The organism is Pseudomonas sp. 3MAES_34.3B, assembly GCF_058145875.1.
This window is the reverse complement of sequence record NZ_CM176960.1, coordinates 3302711-3320744: the sequence shown is the minus strand read 5'-3', so window position 1 is coordinate 3320744 and position 18034 is coordinate 3302711. Positions and strand designations below refer to the sequence as shown.

The following is an 18034-nucleotide window of genomic DNA, read 5'->3' as shown; positions in this document are numbered from 1 at the left end:
TTGGGTATAGGCCAGGCAAGGAGGGGCTGTCAAAGCCGTGTATCGGGGAGAATACACGCCGGGGACCGCCGTGAGGCCATTCCCCGGCTACGCCGGGTCTGCAAGTGTAGAAGGGGGCGATAGCTCCCGAACCAAGGCTGCGCGCTAGAACGGCAACCTGAATTTCACCGAGGCGGTTTGGTCGGTGTAGTCACTGCGGGTTTGCGCGTCGTAATTCACCGACAGCTCGGCGCCGTTGCTGAAGGTGGTGGCCAGGCCCGCACCGCTACGCCATAGCCAGGGGCTGGCTTTTTCGCCGGTGGTGGTGAAGGTCTGGTCCGGCGCGCCGGCAAACGCCGCTTTCACCGCGCCGTCGTCGTTGATCAGGTCGTAGCCCACGCCCAGGTTCAGCTTCAGGGCGGTGCGCGGGGTGAAGGCGTGGGCGAGGGTGCCGTCCAGGCCGGCGATCAGCTGGTTGCTGTGGCGTTCTTCCACGTTCAGCAGCAGCGGCGCCAGGCCGCTGGACCCATGCTCGCGGTAGGCCTCGTCGCGGATATGGTTGAAGTCCAGGCGCAGCGCGGGCAGCAGTTGGGTAGTGTCGCTCAGCTGCAAGGTACGGCCGAGGCTGGCGCCGACGGTGGCGATCACGCTGTCGTAGTCGCCCTTGGCGGTGCCGCTCACGCCGCTGAGGGCCAGGGTGCGTTCGCCTTGCACGCTGTTGTTGCCGGCACCGGCGTACAGCATCAGCTCGGTGGTGCGGTCCAGCGCGTAGCTGCGGTAGCCGAGGAACTGCCACAAATCCAGTTGGCTGCTCTGGGCGGCGCCCTGCACGTTGGCGGTTTCCGCGTTGGCGTAGGCAAACGCAAAGCCTGCGCGGGAGGTGGAAGAGAGGCGGGTGTCCATGCCGATTACCGAACCGCTGCTGCCCCCGGTGCGCCCGCTGGCGTAGCTGAACGGTTTGCTCCATAGGCCCGGCGTGTTGTTCAAACCATCGGCCGAGAGCAGGCCGTTGGCGATGCCCATGCGTTCCTGCACCGCCAGGCCGATGGCCGACAGCGCCGCCTGGCTGGCACGCAAGGAGGCGTTGGTCTGCGGCAGGGTTTGCGCCAGCCGGCTGGCCACCTCGGCGTTGCTGGTGGCGCTCACGAAGTAGGGGGTGAGTGCGCTGGCATTGCCCAAAGCGAGCTGCTGGTCCAGCACCCGGGCGGCGCCGCTGGCACCGGTCAACCCTGCTTCACTGGCCGCCACCCCGACGCCGCTGGAGGTTTTGGCGGCCAGGGTCAGGTCCACGGTGTTGGCATCCTTCACCGCGCCGAAGTTGAACAGCGCCGAGTTGCTGGTGACGGCAAAGGTGCCGTTGGACTTGAGCGTGCCGGCCTTGATCACGTCCTGCAGCCGGCTCACGGTGAACGGCTGGTTGGCCGAGGCCACGTCCACGTCGATGCGCGCCTGGCTGGGCAGGGTGGCGGTGCCGCCGACCACCAGTTGGCCGTAGTGGGTGGCATCGGTCACTTCGGTGCGCAGCACGCCGCCGGTGGGCTGCACGTAGTCGCCGGTCACGCTGGCCACCGTGCCGCGCTTGGCCGGCGCGCCCAGCACCAGGGTGCCGCGGTTGGTCAGGCTGTTTACCGTCCAGCGGTCACCGGGTTCAAGGGTGTAGGTGGCATTGCTGTAAACGTAGGCCGTGGTATTTGGCGCGTATACGGCACCAGCGAAGCGCGCCGTGTTTGCACCGCCGATGTACAGCGCCTTCACTGTACTGTCGTCGCTGATGTACAACGAATAGTCCGCGCCCTTGAGCAAGCCGTTGTTCACCACCCCTGCGGATAATGTGCTGTCCAATACTTCAAGCCCGATGGCGTTGCCCCGTACCGTGCCCTTGTTGACGACTTGGCCGGTGATCGTCGAGCCGCCGATCTTTACCCCGCGGCTGGTGGCGTCATAGTCGTCCGGGTCCTTGTCGGCATTGAGGTTGGTGCTGATCGCCCCGGTATTGATAAAGGCACCGTCCACCGTGGTGTTGGTCAATTCCACCGCGCCCTGGGCGGCATTTAGCGTGCCGCTGTTGTTCAGGGTGCCCTTGATCGTTACGCCATCGAGCAACACCGCGCGGGTGAGCCCCTCGATGCGGCCTTTGTTGATGAAGTCGTCGTCGATGCTGGTACCGGTCATGATCACGCCGCTGCCCCGGTGCTCGATGGTGCGCACGTTGCCGGTGATCTTGCCGGTATTGATGAAACTGCCGCCGATATGGGTGGCGTTGAGCAGCACGGCGGTCGCTCCGGTCATGCGGCCGCTGTTGATCACATCGCCGAAAATGAGCGCATCACGGTCGCTTCGCAACGCTACGCCGAGAAAACCGCCGTCCAGGGTGCCCGCATTGTTCACGTCCTTGCCGATCGCGCCGCCGTAGAGGGACAGGGCCCCGTAGCCATCGGTGCCGGAACTGATCTTCCCGGTATTGACCACGCTACCGGTGATCACGGTGTTCATCAGGTGGAGGTCGCCGCTGCTCACATACAGCGTGCCGCTGTTGCTGAAACTGCCCAAGCGGCTGTTGTAGATCGACACGCCCGAGCCGGAATTGATAAAGCCGGTGTTAACGATGCCACCCTGGATGGTCATCCCGGTGATGCTCAGGGCGGTGATGCCGCTGAACATCGTGCCAGAGTTGACGAAGCGCCCATTGATTTGCCCGTCTTCCAGGTAGGTAGCGCCATCCAGGGTGCCGCTGTTGATCACATCCCCGGCCACCAGGCCACCGGTGATCCGCAACGGGTGGCTGCTGCTGTCGATGGTGCCGCTGTTACGGATCGAGCCATCGACGAACGAGTTCTGCACCAGCAGCGTGTCGCCGCCGCCGATAATCTCGCCGCTGTTACTGATGCTGCCGGTCACCGAACTGTTGAGTACCGCCAGCCCGTGGTCGCCGTCGTTCACCTGAATGCGGCCGCTGTTCAGGATATTGCCAGCCACGCCCACGTTGTCGGCGCGGATGCCCGAGCCGCCGTCGGCGACGATGGCGCCGGCATTGGTAAGGCTGCCCGCGATCTGGATATTGGTAATCACAATCCCGGACGCCCCCTGGATTACCCCCGTGCTGGCGTTATATAACCGCCCGCTCAGGCTCCCTCCGTCAAGGGCGATACCGGAATCGCCCCGTAGCGTGCCAGCGTTGTCGATCTGCCGGGCAAACGCGCCCGCACCCCGGATGCTCGCGCCGGTGGCAGCGTCGATGCTCCCCGTCTCGGTCACCCGCACGCTGGCATTGTCATCCAGTATGCAGGCCGTGCTGACCGGGCCGCTGATGACGCTGCTGGCCGCTGTGCAACTACCACCGGCGCTGGCGTATTCGCTGCCCATGCAGCCCATCGCCAGGACGACAGCTACGGCGAGGTGCTGGGGTGCGAATACGGAAGAAGGGGAGGTACGGCGGGGATCGGTCGACTGCAGAGGCTGACCAGGGCTGCGAATGTCCATGAGGCTACCCTGCCTGCGGTGGAAAAGGAGCCTTGGGTATAGAACCCCGCCACGGTGCTGTCAAAGCCGTGTATCGGGCGCGTTACAAGCGCAGCCTCCTCGCTGCGCTCAAGGTGCGTGCTGTCAGTTATGGAGCGGGTCAATCATCGAGCTGGCGTTCCACGTCCTGATTGCGACGTTCCAACGTTTCGGCATCCTGTTCCTTGCGCTTGATCGAGGTAGGCGTGATGGCTTCGTCGAAGTCCTGCGCGGGCGAATCAGGCTCTTCGATGTCCCGCTCCACCACATTCACTGGCTTGCCCTCGGTGTCAGTGACAGGCGCATCCGGTTGTTGGCGATCGTCCTGGGTACTCATCAAGTAAAGCCTCCGATTGAAGCGGTGAACGTTCGGCCTTGCTCAGCGCAAGGCCAGCAAGGTTTTCGAGTACGGCTGGGGCGCTTGGTTCGAACGGCGATGAAGCGCTGCCGCTCATCCGCCGCCAAGTGGTATTTCGGAACCATTGTTCCACCGCCTCGCTCAGCATTAATGACGATCAGGAGACTTCCATAATGCGTGCACTGACCTATCACGGCGCCCATAGCGTCAAAGTCGATACCGTACCGGACCCGGTTATCCAAGAGCCTGATGACATCATTCTCCAGGTGACCGCCACTGCCATTTGCGGCTCGGACCTGCACCTGTACCGGGGCAAGATTCCACACACCGAGCACGGCGACATCTTCGGCCATGAGTTCATGGGGATTGTCGCGGAAACAGGCTCGGGCGTGACCGCTGTGCAGAAAGGCGACCGCGTGGTGATCCCCTTTGTGATTGCCTGTGGGGGTTGTTTCTTCTGCCAGCACGACCTGTTCGCGGCGTGCGAAACCACCAACACCGGCCGCGGTGCGATCCTCAACAAGAAGTCCATTCCGCCGGGAGCGGCATTGTTCGGCTTCAGCCACCTGTACGGCGGCATCCCGGGCGGCCAGGCCGAGTACGTGCGCGTACCTAAGGCCAACGTGGGCCCCTTCAAGGTGCCCGGCACCCTGGCCGACGAGAAAGTATTGTTCCTCAGCGACATTTTGCCCACCGCGTGGCAGGCAGTGACCAACGCAGGCATTGGCCAGGGTTCGAGCGTGGCGATCTACGGTGCCGGCCCGGTGGGCCTGTTAAGTGCTGCCTGCGCCCGCATGCTGGGCGCCGAGCAGATTTTCATGGTCGACCATCACGACTATCGCCTGGCCTATGCCCAACAGACCTACGGCGTGATCCCGATCAACTTCGACAAAGACGACGATCCTGCCGACATCATCATCAACCAGACCGCTGGCAAACGTGGGGTGGACGGTGTGATCGACGCAGTGGGCTTCGAAGCCAAGGGCAGCACCACCGAAACCATCCTGGCCAACCTCAAGCTTGAGGGCAGCAGCGGCAAGGCCCTGCGCCAGTGCATTGCGGCCGTGCGTCGCGGCGGCGTGGTCAGTGTGCCGGGCGTGTATGCCGGCTTTATCCATGGCTTCCTGTTTGGCGACGCCTTCGACAAAGGCCTCACCTTCCGCATGGGGCAAACCCACGTGCAGCGCTACCTGCCGGAACTGCTGGGCTATATCGAACAGGGCAAGCTTTCACCCGAAGCGATCATCACCCACCGCATGTCCCTCGAACAGGCTGCCGAAGGCTACAAGATCTTCGACAAGAAAGAAGAGGACTGCCGCAAGATCATTCTTACGCCTGGCACACCGGATGTAGTGATTCCAGCGCCAACCACGACTGACGGCGTGCTGGCCTGAGCCCCTGAGGCACCTATAACGAACCGTCGACTTAGCCCGAGGACACCACCATGAACGCTATCGAACTGCTGGAACAGGACCATGAGCGCATCAAGGGCTTGCTGGAGGAGCTGAGCAAGACCACCGAGCGTGGCGTGAAAAAACGCGCCGAGCTGCTCGGCAAGCTTGAAATGGAGCTGACCCTGCACACCCATATCGAAGAAGACATCCTCTATCCGGCGTTCAAAAAGGCCGGTACCAAGGAAGAAGACGTGATGTATTACGAGGCCAAGGAGGAGCACCGCGCGGTGGATTCGCTGGTGCTGCCGGACCTTAAGGCCACCGACCCGGGCACCCCTGAATTCACTGGCCGGGTGAAAGTGTGCAAGGAGATGCTCGAGCACCACATCGAGGAAGAGGAAGAGGAGATGTTCCCCAAGGCCCAGGAACTGTTGGGCGACCAGCTGGAGACCCTTGGCCAGCAGATGGAGCAGCTGCGCCAGCAGCTCAAGAAGGACCTGACCCGCAAGGCCGCCTGATACGGCCTTGCAGGCAATCGCCGGCGCGCAGTGGGCTGCAGCCCGCGCCGGCGGACGCCACCAACGGACACCCCCATGCCTTCGTTTTCCGCACCTGTTGAACCTGCCGCTCACGGCCGCCCCCTGCGCATCGGGGTGATCGCCCATATTCAGTTTCCGATCCGCCAGCCCTTTGCCGGCGGCCTGGAAGCGTTCACCCACGACATCGTGCTGGGCCTGAGGGCGCGGGGCCATCATGTGACCCTGTTCGCCCGCGACGCCAGCGCCGAAGTACTGCACGCGGACCCCATCATCGAGCACCGCTGCCAGCCAATCAGCCTCAGCGAAGGCTATATGGCCGAGCACCACGCTTACATGGGGTTGATGCAGCGGATCGACAGCCTGGGCTTCGACGTGATCTTCAACAACGCGCTGCATTACGTGCCCGCCACCATGGCCGGGCTGTTGCGCACACCGATGCTCACAGTGCTGCACACGCCGCCGTTCTTTGAGCTCATCAACGCTTACGCCAATGGGCGCGCCGCCGGGCACTTCTGCACCGTTTCAGCGGCCAACGCCCGTAGTTGGCGCCACCTGATCCCGGAGTGTTCGGTCATCCCCAACGGCATTGACCTCGACGCCTGGGCGCCCGCTGTCGAACCGCCCGGTGAGCACGCCCTGTGGTTCGGCCGCCTGGTGCCGGAAAAAGGCGCCCACCTGGCGATCGAGGCCGCCCGGCAGGCAGGTATGGAAATTCACCTGGCCGGTAACATGGCGGATGACGATTACTTCCGCAGCCATATCGAGCCCTTGCTTGGGCCGCGCGTGCATCACCTGGGCCACCTGCCGCGGGACCAACTGGCGTGTGCGCTGGCCAATGCCAAGGTAGCACTGGTGACCCCTTGCTGGGACGAGCCCTTCGGGCTGGTGGTCGCCGAGGCCATGGCCTGTGGTACACCCGTGGCCGGCTTTGACCGCGGCGCGATAGCAGACCTTGTTACCGAGGACACCGGCGTAGTGGTGCCCGCCAACGACACCGCTGCATTGGCGACCGCCCTGCGCGAAGCGGCGGGGAAATCCCGCGACGCCTGCCGGGCCCACGCCGAACACAACTGGGGTTACGACCTTATGCTGGGGCGTTACGAGCGCCTGCTCAGGGAGGTCGCAGCTGCGCATGCGTGACATTCATATTGGCTACTACGTGCACCACCACGGCGCGGGTCATGGCGTGCGTGCGCTGACCATCGCCGAGCAGTTGGGATACCCGGTCACCTTAATGGGCAGCCGCTTGCCCGAAGGGCCGTTGGCGCCCCATATCGAACGCCTGCAGTTGCCGCCGGACACCGCTGAAGGCGTAGAGGAGGACACCTTCGACGCGCTGCACTATGCGCCGCTGGGGGTCGAAGGCCTGCGGGTTCGCATGGCAACGATGGCGAACTGGTTCCGCGACCATTGGCCCTGTTTGCTGGTGGTCGATGTGTCCGTAGAGGTGGCCTTGCTGGCACGGCTGTGCTCGGTGCCCACGATTTATGTCCGCCAGCACGGCCGGCGCGATGACCCCGCTCATGCCTTGGCGTATCAGAGCGCCAGCGCCCTGCTGGCGCCCTACCCGGAGGAAATGGAGGCGCCCGACGTGCCTGGCCCGTTGCGAGCCAACACCCACTACAGCGGCTGGTTGTCGCGGTTTGCCGAGCAGCCCGCTGCCGCGCCGGAACCTGGTCGGGTACTGGTGATCTGCGGCCGAGGGGGCAGCGGGCTTACCCCAGCACTGTTGAACGCAGCCGCCACTGCTTGCCCGCAGGTGCAGCTGCGAGTGGCTGGAGTGGACGCAGCGTTGCTGGCGGGTGGCCCATCGAACCTCGTCCCGCTGGGCCATTTGGCCAACCCTGTGGAGGAAATGCGCCGCGCTGGCGTAGTGATGGGCAGTGCCAGCGACAGCCTGGTCTCCGAGGCGGCCTCGCTGGGCTGCCGCTTCGTCGCGGTTGCCGAAGAACGCCCTTTCGATGAGCAGCTGCATCAAGCGCGGCAACTGCAGGCCCTGGGCGTGGCCGTGGGCCTGGAGCGGTGGCCGGCCGCACCCGAGTGGGCCGCCGTGTTGCAGGCTGCATTCGCGCTGGAGGGCAGCCGATGGCGCCAATGGGCCGATATCGCCGCCAGTGCGCGAGCGGCGGCGATCATCCAGGAGCAGGCCTACGCCTTGTTCAGAAGCCCTGGCGGGCGGTATTGAAGCACGCCTCCACTTCGTCCTGACGCGGCGCGCGCAGCACCTCCAACGTGTCACCTTCCCAGTTCACCAAGCCACGCTCGGCGAAGCTGCGCAGCCAGCCTTCCATGGGCCACACTTTCCAGCGCTGATGAAAACGCAGGGCATTGCTGATGATGTCGTCAAAGTGGTTCAGCGGAGGGCTGTACGTGGGGTGGTACTGATGGAAGGCCAAGGCTTCGGCTACCCGCAAGGGCACCTTGCGATCCTGGGCGCGGAAGGCAAAGTCAGTGTCCTCGGCGCCATAGCCCGTATAGCCCTCGTCAAACCCGCCAACACGTTCGAACACTTCTCGGGTGCAGGCAAAGTTGAGCGACCAGAACAATGAGTGTTCCAGCTCGTCGCCCGGCTCGCCCCGGTACACGCTCAAGGGATGGGCAACGCTCTGCGCCTGCAGGCTGGCTTCGGTCCAGCCCGGCGCATTGGCCCCTTCGGGCAGGTAACGCACCGCGCCCAGGTGCAGGTCGTGCGGGTAGGCGGTAAGGGCGGCGTGGTAATACTCAAGCATGTGTTCGGAGGGAATGCAGTCCACGTCGATGAACACCCATGGGCCGGGCGCCGCCAGCCCTAGCACGGCATTGCGCGCCCGTGCCAGCGGCAGGCCACCGGTACCCTCCACCACGATCTCGTGAACAGGGAAGCGGTTACTGTGCAACCCGGCTGCGGGCTCGTTCATATGGATCACCCATACCCCCAGCGGGAGCAGGGTTGAGTGCTCCAGGCCCAGCAGGAGGTTGTCCAGGTGGGCCCGGCGGCCGTGGACCAAGGTGATCACGCAGACACCGGCAGGGCGTTTGGCAGGAGTGGTGGCAGGCGGGTCCATCAGGGAAGGGGTAGCGGTCATTCGAAGGCTCCCGAAACATAAACCAGGCGTAGGTTGGCGGTGTGAAGGCGTTGCACGTAACATCGTGCGCTGCATGGACTTTCAGAGTCCTCCCGCTTGCCTTGGTCGACCGTCTGGCAAAGGTAAAGGTTTCTTCCCGTCGACCAGTGTCGCCGGCCACGCGCAGGAGTAAGCATGTCACCCAAGGATCTGTTGTTGGCGCTGGTGGTGATTATCGCCTGGGGCTTGAATTTCGTTGTGATCAAGGTCGGGCTCGATGGCTTGCCACCGATGTTGCTCGGTGCGCTGCGCTTCGCCCTGGTCGCGTTCCCTGCCGCACTGTTCATCAAGCGGCCCAAGCTGCCATGGCGCTGGCTGCTGGCCTATGGGGTAACCATTTCGTTGGGGCAGTTCGCGTTCCTGTTCGAGGCGATGGCCAACGGCATGCCGCCGGGGCTGGCTTCATTGGTATTGCAGAGCCAGGCGTTCTTCACCCTGTTCTTTGCCGCATTGTTCCTGCGCGAGCGCCTGCGCCCGGCTAGCGTGCTGGGGCTATTGGTGGCGGCCGGCGGCCTGGCGCTGATCGGCTTCGAAGGGGCGCACCCCACACCGTTGCTGGCGGTGTTGCTTACCCTCTGTGCCGCGGCCTCGTGGGCCATGGGCAACATCATCACCCGGCGGTTCGGCAACGTGAACCTGGTCGGGCTAGTGGTATGGGGCGCGCTGATTCCGCCGCTGCCGTTCCTGGGCTTGTCGTGGTGGCTTGACGGCCAGCAGCGGATCGTCGATTCGCTTGTGCACATTCAGCTCAGCTCGATCCTCAGCCTGGCGTACCTGGCCTTCATCGCCACCATGCTTGGCTACGGCTTGTGGAGCACCCTGCTGTCGCGTTACCCCGCCGGCAAGGTGGCGCCGTTTTCGTTGCTGGTGCCGGTGATCGGGCTCAGCTCATCGGCCCTCTTGCTGGGTGAACGCCTGGGTGCCCTGCAATGGGTGGGCGGCGCGCTGGTGATGGTAGGGCTGCTGATCAATGTGTTCGGCCCGCGCCTGTGGGCAGCGCGCCCGGGCGCACAGCCAGCCACCTCGGGCCGCTGAACCGGCATGGCGGCCCTGCCGGTGATTGCCGCTTTATGGCATCATCGGCGCTTTTCCCCGTTTGCCCCTGGAGAAGCGCATGAGCCTGCCTACCGTCACCGTCGTCCCGCCTGGCACACCTTTGCAGGGGCGGGTGGCGCCACCGGGGTCCAAGTCCATCACCAACCGCGCCCTGTTACTGGCGGCGCTGGCAAAGGGCACCAGCCGCCTGACCGGCGCGCTTAAAAGCGACGACACCCGGCACATGTCCGAGGCCTTGCGGCAGATGGGCGTAACCATCGAAGAGCCCGACGCCACCACGTTCGTGGTCACCAGCAGTGGCGTATTGCAGCCGCCCGCAGGGCCACTGTTTTTGGGGAACGCGGGCACGGCGGTGCGCTTTCTAACGGCCGCGGTCGCCACTGTTCAAGGTGAAGTGGTGCTGGACGGCGACGCCTACATGCAAAAGCGCCCCATCGGCCCCTTGCTCGAGGCCCTGCGCGCGGCGGGGGTTGACGCTAGCAGCCCGACCGGCTGCCCACCCGTGACCGTGCGTGGCAACGGCAAGCTGCAGGTGAGCCGGCTGGAAATCGACGGCGGGCTGTCCAGCCAGTATGTATCGGCGCTGTTGATGCTCGCCGCATTGGGCGAAGCGCCCATTGAAGTAGCCCTCACCGGCAAGGACATCGGCGCGCGGGGCTATGTGGACCTCACCCTGGCTTGCATGCAGGCCTTTGGCGCGCAGGTGGAGACCGTGGACGACAGCACCTGGCGCGTGGCCGCCACCGGCTACCGGGCCAACGACTACCTGATCGAGCCAGATGCCTCTGCGGCCACTTACCTGTGGGCCGCCGAGGCGCTCACCCACGGCCGTATCGACCTGGGCGTGGCCAACGAGGCGTTCACTCAGCCGGACGCGCAGGCGCAGGCGCATATCGCACGCTTCCCCCATATGGATGCAGTGATCGACGGCTCGCAGATGCAGGACGCTGTGCCCACCCTCGCCGTGCTGGCCGCGTTCAACACCACCCCGGTGCGTTTCACTCAACTGGCCAACCTGCGGGTGAAGGAATGCGACCGGGTGCAGGCGTTGTTCGACGGCCTCAACGCCATTCGGCCCGGGCTGGCCACAGTAGAAGGCGATGACCTGCTGGTGGCCGCCGACCCTGCGCTGGCCGGCACTGCGACCGACGCGCAGATCGACACCCACTCCGACCACCGCATGGCCATGTGCTTCGCCCTGGCGGGGCTGAAAGTCAGCGGTATTCGCATCCAGGACCCCGCCTGCGTGGGCAAGACCTACCCCGGCTACTGGGATGCGCTGCGCGAGCTAGGCGTGGAGCTGGTGTTTGCCTGAGGCCGAGGCGGGGGCCTTGCGCCCCCATCGGATCGCCATCGCCGGTTGTGGGTAGGTGCCAGCCTGCGGGCAGGGTGGGCCATTTTATCTCTGGTTACGCCTGCGGCTGTACCCCGCATTACCAACTGCCATAGGGCACACCGTATTTTTCGACGTAGGCTTTGGACACGTCATCGAGCAGGTAATAGTGCCCGTCGGACTGACCGTTGTACGGGCCGGCCTCGACGACGCGGCCTTGAACGCGGGCTATGGGGACAGAGCTCAGGCAGGGGCCGGTGATCCACATGCACACGATGCCGCCAGGCGCCAGGCCGAGCACCACGGCGAAGCGGTGGTCGGTGATCCATTTGCCGTCGAAATCGCAATACACCCGCTCCGCCTGCTTCATGGCCTTGCGGGTGGCAGCGTCCACAGGGATAAAGCCTTCGTAGGTTTGCTGTTCCACCAGCGACTGCCAGCGCACATAGATCCACAGCGGCAAGTCTGCGCCAAGCACGTGCTTGCCGGCCCCCCAGGCGGGATCAATCGGCCAGCCCTTCGGGTCGGCCTTCAAGCTGGCAGGGCTTGTGATTGCCGCCACCCCTGACATCGCCCGCTTGTACACGCGGCCACGGGCATCGGCGACATCCACCGTTTCGATCCACACGTCCATATAAGGGCGTGTGAACAGACCGATCCGCCAAGCATGGTAGGGAAGCCCGTGAGGCCCCTTGGCGCAGGCGCTTAATGCCAGCGTGGCTATCACTATAAGCAGCAGGCCCGGCCCGCGACACCGGTTACCAGCTGCCATAGGGCACACCGTATTTCTCGATATAGGCTTTGGAGACGTCGTCGAGCGGGTAATAGTGCCCGTCAGACTGGCCGTTGTACGGGCCGGCCTCGACGACGCGGCCTTGAACGCGAGCTATGGGCACGCTGCGGGTACATTGGCCGGCGATCCAGACCCGGGCGATGCCGCCCGGGGCCAGGCCGATGTTCACGGCGTAGGGGTAGTCGGTGATCCATTTGCCGTCCGCTGCGCAGAAGGCCCTTTCGCCTGTGACCATGGCCTTGCGCATGGCCGCATCGACGCGAATGAAGGCTTCGTAGGTTTCAGGCTCGACCAGCGACTGCCAGCGCACGTAGATCCACAGCGGCAAGTCTGCACCAAGCACATGCTTGCCGGCGCCCCAGCCAGGGGTTCTAGCCCACCCCCTGGGATCCACGTTCAGCTTGGGAGGGCTGCTCATCGATGCCACGCCGGACACGACCTGCTTGTACACCTGGCCTCGGGCATCGGCAACATCCACCGTTTCGATCCATACGTCCATGTAAGGCGGGGCCAGCGCGCCGATATACCAGGAGTCGTAGGGAAGCCCATGGGGGCCTTTGGCACAGGCGCTCAAGGTCAGAATTGCGATCAGTGTGAGCCACCGCCACAGGCTATTCATTGGGATATTCGGCACGCCGCCCCTCACTTGCCGGGCGGTTGATAAACAGCACGGACAGGTCGGAGTTGTTCTTGCCCCGGGCGGCGTTCCAGTTGGCGGACAGGTGAATGTAATAGCGGCGCAGCAGGTCCATCTCGGCCTCGGTGAGGGTATTGGGGGCTTCCCCCAGGGCGTAGGCCGTCAGCTTGCGCGAGATGGGTTTTAGCTCCGCCGGCAAGGTCAGTCGATTGTCGCGTTTGTCGATGGGTTTGAACGGCACGCCCGCCCGCACGGCCAGCTTGCGCATGACGCGCAGGTACACCAGCGACAACGCCCCGCGCACCACCCGCTTGCTGACCACCGCGGCATACACCCGCTTGAGCCGGCGCGCGTCCTGGTGCGGGTTGTACGGCAGGGCGATGGCCCAGGGCTGCACGCTCAACGGTTGGCCGGGCTGGGTGAACGCATTGCCGTACGGTGGCATGTGAGCCTCAACCTGACGCTTCGCCGTTCGCCAGGCCTGCGATTCACGGGCCGGTTGCTCATAGGGTATTTCGCTGTGCTCGGGCCGGGTGAGCAGTACGGTTTCCCTGATCGCCGGCGGGTAGCCGCCGCCCAGGTCCGAATGGGCGCCAGGCACGCGAATGTCGTGGTCGCTGAGCATTACCGAGAAGTTGTGGCGGAACTCGTGCTGGGCCACCAGTTGCACGATCTTCTTCGCGCACCCTGGCGCAAGGCGCAGGTCGAGGCCCGGGTTGTGGCCATCGTGAGGGGTGAAATCCCCCAGTAGCGGGTTGGAAATCCCGGGCACTGTGTCGAACAGGCCGATAAAGTTGATGATGAAGTCTTGGCCATGGCGCCAACGGAAAACCGGCGCGAACAATGGAGACCCCGCCGGCAGCGCTTTAGCCAAGCCACTCTTGGTGCCTTTGAGCAGCTCATTGGCACAATGGCGAGCGGCCGCCGCGCCGCGGCTGAAGCCGAACAGGTCAAATTCAATGCGGCGAACGACGAGGCCAGGGTTATGGCGCCTAAGTTGTCGCAGCTTTTCCACCACCAGCGGCGGCGCCTGCTCCACCCGCGCCGCCGCACCGGTCGCGCCAATCCCCAACCCCTGCCCGTACAGCGAATCAGGTTGGCCGCTGCTGGTGCCAATGCCTTCCAGGTATACCTTGACGCTCGCTTCGGAGGCATCCTCGCTCAGCTGGGTAGTCGCTTCATCCACGTACAAATCATACAACCGCGCCACATTGCTCGACGCATTCCCATAACTGCTGTCCGGCACGCCACCGGCGCCCTCAAAGCCTTCCCGGGTACAGTACGCGCTGATCTCCCGCGCCTGTTGTTCGGTATAACCCACGTCGCTCGCCTGGCAGTCGGCGGTGAGTTCGGCGTTGGCCATATTGTTCCCGGTACCGTCGAAGAACAGCCCGATCCGCACGATGATGCCTTCGGCAGGTTCTTCCTCTTCTTCTTCCTCGACAAGCTGCTGGCCAAGCGTTGTGGCCGGCGGGGCGGTCACCCGGGTGTGCGATACGACGCCGGGCGTACTTGAACGCGTGGCAGCGGCCCGGTACCGCCCTGCGCCCATCTTCCCCATGCCCACCAAAGGCAGCGAAGACGGGCCGAAGTCATAAGATATGCTGGTCTGGTTGGCGATCAGGGTGGGCGCTGGCGAGCATTGGCATTGGCACTGGTCGCCTTCCAGCGCGCATTGTGCCTTGTCTACGTAAGCATGCCGATGAGGGCCGGTGCACACGATCACGCCCACGGTGCCGCAGGCGGGGCACTCCACCTTGTCGCCTTCGCACGCTACCGGCCGGCCCTCCAGCTTGCACGCGGGGTTGCCGCTGATGACAGTGCCGCCGGCGGTGGTTTTGTCGCCGCGAAAGATGTGATAGCGCTTCATGCCCATCGCTCCGGGCAGTGAGAGGCACAGGCGCGAAGAGCCAGTGAAGGCATGGACGGGGCTCCGGAAACAGGCGCAGAACGCGCAGGAGCCGCCATGCTAGAGAAGCGGTACCGGCTTGAATGCCGGAGGATTCTCTATGTGTTGTGGGAAAATTCCATAGACCGCCGCGAACCAAGGCCGCCTATGGACGTGAAGGTTTTCCTATGATGCCTCGGGCTTCCTCACGCTCTCACTTGCGGCGTGCCCAGCAGGTTTTCGATCTTCACCGGCAAATCCCGCACCCTTACCCCGGTGGCGTGGCACACCGCGTCGGTGATCGCGGCGGCGATGCCGGCGAGGCCGATTTCGCCGATGCCTCGCGCGCCCAGTGGGTTGAGGGCGTAGTCGGGGTAGTCGAGGAAGATGATGTCCACCTCCGGCGCGTCGGCGTGGGTGGTCACGATGTAATCGGCCAGGTTGGCGTTCACCGGCGCGCCGTTGCGGTGGTCGTATTCGGTGGCCTCGAACAGCGCCATGCCCACACCCATCATCAACGCGCCCTCGATCTGGTTGTGGCCAGTGCGGGTGTTGAGGATGGTGCCGGCGTCGATCACCGTAACGATACGGTTCACCTTCAGCCGGGCGATTTCCGGTTGCCACACCACCTCCACGAAGTGCGCCCCGTAGGAATGTAGCGACACCTTCTTCGCCGCTTCCTCGCTGCCCTTGCCTTCGCCGTCGCCGCTCACATGGTCCATGCCGGCTGCGGAAAGGATGGCCGGCAGCGGCACCGCTTCGCCCGAGCTGCCGTTAAGCCTTACGGCCATGTCCGCAAACACCAGGTCGTCCTTGGTTTTGCCGCTGAACGTGGGATGGCTGCGCAGGGCCGCGTCCAGCACCTCATCGATGGCCTCGCGGGTGGCTTGCTGGATCGCCGGCACCAGCGAGCCGGTGGCCATGGACCCGCCCGACATCGGGCCTGGCGGCAGGCGGGTATCCCCGATCAGCACATCGATGCGGGCCAGCTCCAGCCCGGTCAATTCGGCCACCATCTGGGCGATCACGGTATAGGTGCCGGTGCCGATGTCCTGGGTGCCACAGAACACCTTGGCGCGGCCGTCGCTGCCCAGCTGCACGGTGGCTTTGGCGGGGAGGGCCTTGGCCATCCAGGAACAGGCCGCCATGCCCCAGCCGATCACTTCACCGGCGCCGTTGCGCATGCTGCCCGGCTGCGGATCGCGGCTTTTCCAGCCGAAACGCCCGGCGCCGGTTTGCAGGCACTCGATAAGGTGGCGAGAAGAAAACGGCTGGCCGGTGCTTTCGTCGTGGTCGGGCTGGTTCTGCAGCCGCAGTTGCAGCGGGTCCATGTTCAGGGCGATGGCCAGTTCGTTCATCGCTGACTCTACCGCGTACAAGCCCGGCACCGCGCCCGGGCCGCGCATGGACGTGGGCGGCGCTACGTCGCGCTTGGCCACCGACCAGGCGGCTTTCAGGTTGGGGGTGCTGTAGAGGAAACCCGTGGCTTCGCCGCAGTTTTCCTTGTAGCTGTCCAGCCGCGCGTTATGGAACAGGTAGTCGTGGCGCAGGCAGGTCAGCTTGCCATCCGCCGTGGCAGCCAGGCGCAGGCGCTGCTGGGTGTTGGCGCGGTGGCCCACGGTCTGGAACATCATGCGCCGGTCTACCACCAGCTTTACCGGCTTGCCCAGCTCGCGCGCGGCCGCGGCGGCCAGCAGTGAATGGGTCCAGGGCCACAGCTTGCCGCCGAAGCCCGAGCCCAGGTATTCGGTGATCACCCGCACCTGCTGCGGCGCTACCCCCAGCATCTGCGCCATCACCAGCTGATGGTTCATGATTGCCTGGGTGGTTTCGTAGAGGGTAAAGGCCTGGCCATCCCAGATCGCGACGCTGGCGTGCAATTCGATCGGGTTGTGGGTTTGCGGCGGGGTGGTGTAGGTGTAGTCGATTTTCACCGGTGCGGCGTCAAAGGCGGCTTCCACGTCACCGCGCTCGGTGTCCACTTTCTCCGGCGCTTCAGGGCTGAGCCGCGTGCTCACGTCCACCGGTTCGGCCGCATAGGTGGCTTTTACCGCCGCCGCGCCTGCCTTGGCCTGCTCATAGGTACGCGCCACCACCAGCGCCACGTATTGCCCGTAATAGGTGATCTTGTCATCGGAAAGGGGCGGGCGGGCCTCGTCGCTCTTGCCCTTGTTGGGCTGGCGACGGAACAGCTTGCCGGCCAGGTTGCCCTGATGGAACACCGCGATCACCCCCGGCGAAGCCTCGGCGGCGCGGGTGTCCAGGCCGGTGATACGCCCCTTGGCGATGCTGGCGGTAACCGGTACCGCGTACACCAGGCCCGGGAAGTGGTGGTCGGAGGTGTAGCGGGCCAGGCCGCTGACCTTCTTCGGGCCATCGATGCGCGGCAGGCCCTGGCCGATGAAGCGTTCGGAAGTCTGTGCCATGGGTGTGCCCTCGCTCATGCGGTTTGCGCCGTCAGCGCCACGGTGGCCAGGCAATGCGCCACGCAGCGCTTGGCCAGTTCCACCTTGAAGCCGTTCTCGCTGTGTGGGGTGGCGTTGCGTACAGCCGCTTCAGCAGCCAATTGCCAGCTGGCGGCGGTCGCGGGCCGGCCAATCAACGCCTGTTCTGCCTCCGTGGCCCGCCAGGGGCGGGTGCCTACGCCGCCAAGGGTGATTCGGGCTTCGGCCACGCGGCCGTCGTCTACCCGCATCAGCACGGCGGCAGAGGCAAGGGCGAATTCGTAGGAGGCTCGGTCACGCAGTTTGAGATAAGCCGAATGAGCGCCTTTGACGGGCGGCGGCAGGGTCACTGCCGTAATCAAGTCGCCCGGCTGCAGCACGGTTTCAAGATGAGGCGTGTCGCCCGGCAGCAGGAAGAACTCACTGATCGGCACCGCGCGTTCGCCGCCGCTGCCTAGAATGTGCACCTGGGCCTGCAAGGTGGTGAGGGCCACGTTCATGTCCGAAGGGTTGCTGGCGATGCAGTGCTCGCTGGTGCCGAACACCGCCAGGTTCCGGTTGGCGCCGTCGATGGCCGAACACCCGGTGCCCGGTTCACGCTTGTTGCAGGCACTGAGGTTGTCGCGAAAGTACATGCAACGGGTGCGCTGCAGCAGGTTGCCGCCAGTGGTGGCCATGTTGCGCAGCTGGGCGGAAGCGCCTGACAGCAAGGCCTGGGACAGCACTGGATACTCGTTTTTCACCCTTGGGTGCCAAGCCAGGTCGCTGTTGCGCACCAGTGCGCCGATCCGCAGGCCGCCATCGGCCGTATCGCTCACATCGGCCAAGGGCAACCGGTTGATGTCCACCACCTGGTCGGGCTGCTCAACCCCAAGCTTCATCAGGTCGGTGAGGGTGGTGCCGCCCGCGATAAAGCGCACTTGCGCGCCCTGCTGAGCGGTTTGCGTGGCGGCGGCCAGTCGTACCGCCTGCTCCGCGCTGCTGGCGCGGGTGAAGGTAAAGTTCTGCATG

Annotated in this window: 14 protein-coding genes; 6 read left to right on the top strand and 8 right to left on the bottom strand. The window is 64.8% G+C overall.

Going from position 1 to position 18034, the window contains the following annotated elements:
• Positions 1 to 144: 144 nt before the first annotated feature.
• Both AC3Z8Y_RS14545 and AC3Z8Y_RS14540 read right to left on the bottom strand, forming a co-directional pair.
• A complete protein-coding gene (locus AC3Z8Y_RS14545; RefSeq protein ID WP_490086410.1) occupies positions 145 to 3459 on the bottom strand; it encodes an autotransporter outer membrane beta-barrel domain-containing protein in 3315 nt (1104 codons plus the stop codon).
• Between the two features lie 139 nt (positions 3460 to 3598).
• Positions 3599 to 3814 carry a hypothetical protein gene (locus AC3Z8Y_RS14540; protein WP_490086409.1) on the bottom strand — a complete coding sequence of 72 codons (216 nt, stop codon included), beginning with the start codon at positions 3812 to 3814 and terminating at the stop codon, positions 3599 to 3601.
• Between the two features lie 194 nt (positions 3815 to 4008).
• On the opposite strand from AC3Z8Y_RS14540, the gene AC3Z8Y_RS14535 reads away from it, so the two are divergent.
• From AC3Z8Y_RS14535 to AC3Z8Y_RS14520, 4 genes are all read left to right on the top strand, one after another.
• Positions 4009 to 5229 carry a zinc-dependent alcohol dehydrogenase gene (locus AC3Z8Y_RS14535; protein WP_490086408.1) on the top strand — a complete coding sequence of 407 codons (1221 nt, stop codon included), beginning with the start codon at positions 4009 to 4011 and terminating at the stop codon, positions 5227 to 5229.
• 50 nt (positions 5230 to 5279) lie between these two features.
• Positions 5280 to 5747 carry a PA2171 family ribosome-binding persister protein gene (locus tag AC3Z8Y_RS14530; protein ID WP_490086407.1) on the top strand — a complete coding sequence of 156 codons (468 nt, stop codon included), beginning with the start codon at positions 5280 to 5282 and terminating at the stop codon, positions 5745 to 5747.
• A 75-nt stretch (positions 5748 to 5822) separates the two neighbouring features.
• Positions 5823 to 6908, top strand: a complete 1086-nt coding sequence (locus AC3Z8Y_RS14525) for a glycosyltransferase family 4 protein (RefSeq protein ID WP_490086406.1) — start codon at positions 5823 to 5825, stop codon at positions 6906 to 6908.
• Complete coding sequence (locus AC3Z8Y_RS14520) at positions 6901 to 7953, top strand: hypothetical protein (protein ID WP_490086405.1); 1053 nt, start codon at positions 6901 to 6903, stop codon at positions 7951 to 7953. Before AC3Z8Y_RS14525 ends, AC3Z8Y_RS14520 begins: the two co-directional genes overlap by 8 nt.
• On the opposite strand, the gene AC3Z8Y_RS14515 is transcribed toward AC3Z8Y_RS14520, so the two are convergent.
• On the bottom strand, positions 7928 to 8833 hold the full coding sequence (locus AC3Z8Y_RS14515; protein WP_490086404.1) for a glycosyltransferase family 2 protein: 906 nt from the start codon (positions 8831 to 8833) through the stop codon (positions 7928 to 7930). The two genes, AC3Z8Y_RS14520 and AC3Z8Y_RS14515, sit on opposite strands and share 26 nt — an antisense overlap.
• A 174-nt stretch (positions 8834 to 9007) precedes the next feature.
• Between AC3Z8Y_RS14515 and AC3Z8Y_RS14510 the strand changes: the two genes are divergently transcribed.
• Complete coding sequence (locus tag AC3Z8Y_RS14510; protein ID WP_490086403.1) at positions 9008 to 9907, top strand: EamA family transporter; 900 nt, start codon at positions 9008 to 9010, stop codon at positions 9905 to 9907.
• Positions 9908 to 9986: 79 nt separating this feature from the next.
• Entirely contained in the window at positions 9987 to 11243 is a 1257-nt protein-coding gene (gene aroA, locus AC3Z8Y_RS14505; protein ID WP_490086402.1) for a 3-phosphoshikimate 1-carboxyvinyltransferase, read from the top strand.
• A gap of 118 nt (positions 11244 to 11361) precedes the next feature.
• On the opposite strand, the gene AC3Z8Y_RS14500 is transcribed toward aroA, so the two are convergent.
• The 5 genes from AC3Z8Y_RS14500 to AC3Z8Y_RS14480 all read right to left on the bottom strand — a co-directional run bounded on the left by AC3Z8Y_RS14500 (position 11362) and on the right by AC3Z8Y_RS14480 (position 18033).
• Positions 11362 to 12033, bottom strand: coding sequence for a DUF2931 family protein (locus tag AC3Z8Y_RS14500; protein ID WP_490086401.1), 672 nt, complete (start codon positions 12031 to 12033; stop codon positions 11362 to 11364).
• Positions 12020 to 12673: a DUF2931 family protein gene (locus AC3Z8Y_RS14495; RefSeq protein ID WP_490086400.1), complete on the bottom strand. Its 654-nt coding sequence runs from the start codon at positions 12671 to 12673 to the stop codon at positions 12020 to 12022. The genes AC3Z8Y_RS14500 and AC3Z8Y_RS14495 overlap by 14 nt, the downstream gene beginning before the upstream one ends.
• Positions 12666 to 14561: a type VI secretion system family protein gene (locus AC3Z8Y_RS14490; protein ID WP_490086399.1), complete on the bottom strand. Its 1896-nt coding sequence runs from the start codon at positions 14559 to 14561 to the stop codon at positions 12666 to 12668. Before AC3Z8Y_RS14490 ends, AC3Z8Y_RS14495 begins: the two co-directional genes overlap by 8 nt.
• A 224-nt stretch (positions 14562 to 14785) precedes the next feature.
• The gene (locus AC3Z8Y_RS14485; RefSeq protein WP_490086398.1) at positions 14786 to 17005 is read right to left on the bottom strand and encodes a xanthine dehydrogenase family protein molybdopterin-binding subunit; all 2220 of its coding nucleotides are present in this window, start codon (positions 17003 to 17005) and stop codon (positions 14786 to 14788) included.
• 14 nt (positions 17006 to 17019) lie between these two features.
• Positions 17020 to 18033: an FAD binding domain-containing protein gene (locus AC3Z8Y_RS14480; RefSeq protein WP_490086397.1), complete on the bottom strand. Its 1014-nt coding sequence runs from the start codon at positions 18031 to 18033 to the stop codon at positions 17020 to 17022.
• Position 18034 lies beyond the last annotated feature (1 nt).

What these genes read in the sequence shown, in the direction of transcription:
- AC3Z8Y_RS14545 (WP_490086410.1), bottom strand. Translation starts at nt 3,459, where the DNA reads ATGGACATTCGCAGCCCTGGTCAGCCTCTGCAGTCGACCGATCCCCGC.
- AC3Z8Y_RS14520 (WP_490086405.1), top strand. Translation starts at nt 6,901, where the DNA reads ATGCGTGACATTCATATTGGCTACTACGTGCACCACCACGGCGCGGGT.
- AC3Z8Y_RS14535 (WP_490086408.1), top strand. Translation starts at nt 4,009, where the DNA reads ATGCGTGCACTGACCTATCACGGCGCCCATAGCGTCAAAGTCGATACC.
- aroA (WP_490086402.1), top strand. Translation starts at nt 9,987, where the DNA reads ATGAGCCTGCCTACCGTCACCGTCGTCCCGCCTGGCACACCTTTGCAG.
- AC3Z8Y_RS14540 (WP_490086409.1), bottom strand. Translation starts at nt 3,814, where the DNA reads ATGAGTACCCAGGACGATCGCCAACAACCGGATGCGCCTGTCACTGAC.
- AC3Z8Y_RS14480 (WP_490086397.1), bottom strand. Translation starts at nt 18,033, where the DNA reads ATGCAGAACTTTACCTTCACCCGCGCCAGCAGCGCGGAGCAGGCGGTA.
- AC3Z8Y_RS14485 (WP_490086398.1), bottom strand. Translation starts at nt 17,005, where the DNA reads ATGGCACAGACTTCCGAACGCTTCATCGGCCAGGGCCTGCCGCGCATC.
- AC3Z8Y_RS14500 (WP_490086401.1), bottom strand. Translation starts at nt 12,033, where the DNA reads ATGGCAGCTGGTAACCGGTGTCGCGGGCCGGGCCTGCTGCTTATAGTG.
- AC3Z8Y_RS14510 (WP_490086403.1), top strand. Translation starts at nt 9,008, where the DNA reads ATGTCACCCAAGGATCTGTTGTTGGCGCTGGTGGTGATTATCGCCTGG.
- AC3Z8Y_RS14525 (WP_490086406.1), top strand. Translation starts at nt 5,823, where the DNA reads ATGCCTTCGTTTTCCGCACCTGTTGAACCTGCCGCTCACGGCCGCCCC.
- AC3Z8Y_RS14530 (WP_490086407.1), top strand. Translation starts at nt 5,280, where the DNA reads ATGAACGCTATCGAACTGCTGGAACAGGACCATGAGCGCATCAAGGGC.
- AC3Z8Y_RS14490 (WP_490086399.1), bottom strand. Translation starts at nt 14,561, where the DNA reads ATGAAGCGCTATCACATCTTTCGCGGCGACAAAACCACCGCCGGCGGC.
- AC3Z8Y_RS14515 (WP_490086404.1), bottom strand. Translation starts at nt 8,833, where the DNA reads ATGACCGCTACCCCTTCCCTGATGGACCCGCCTGCCACCACTCCTGCC.
- AC3Z8Y_RS14495 (WP_490086400.1), bottom strand. Translation starts at nt 12,673, where the DNA reads ATGAATAGCCTGTGGCGGTGGCTCACACTGATCGCAATTCTGACCTTG.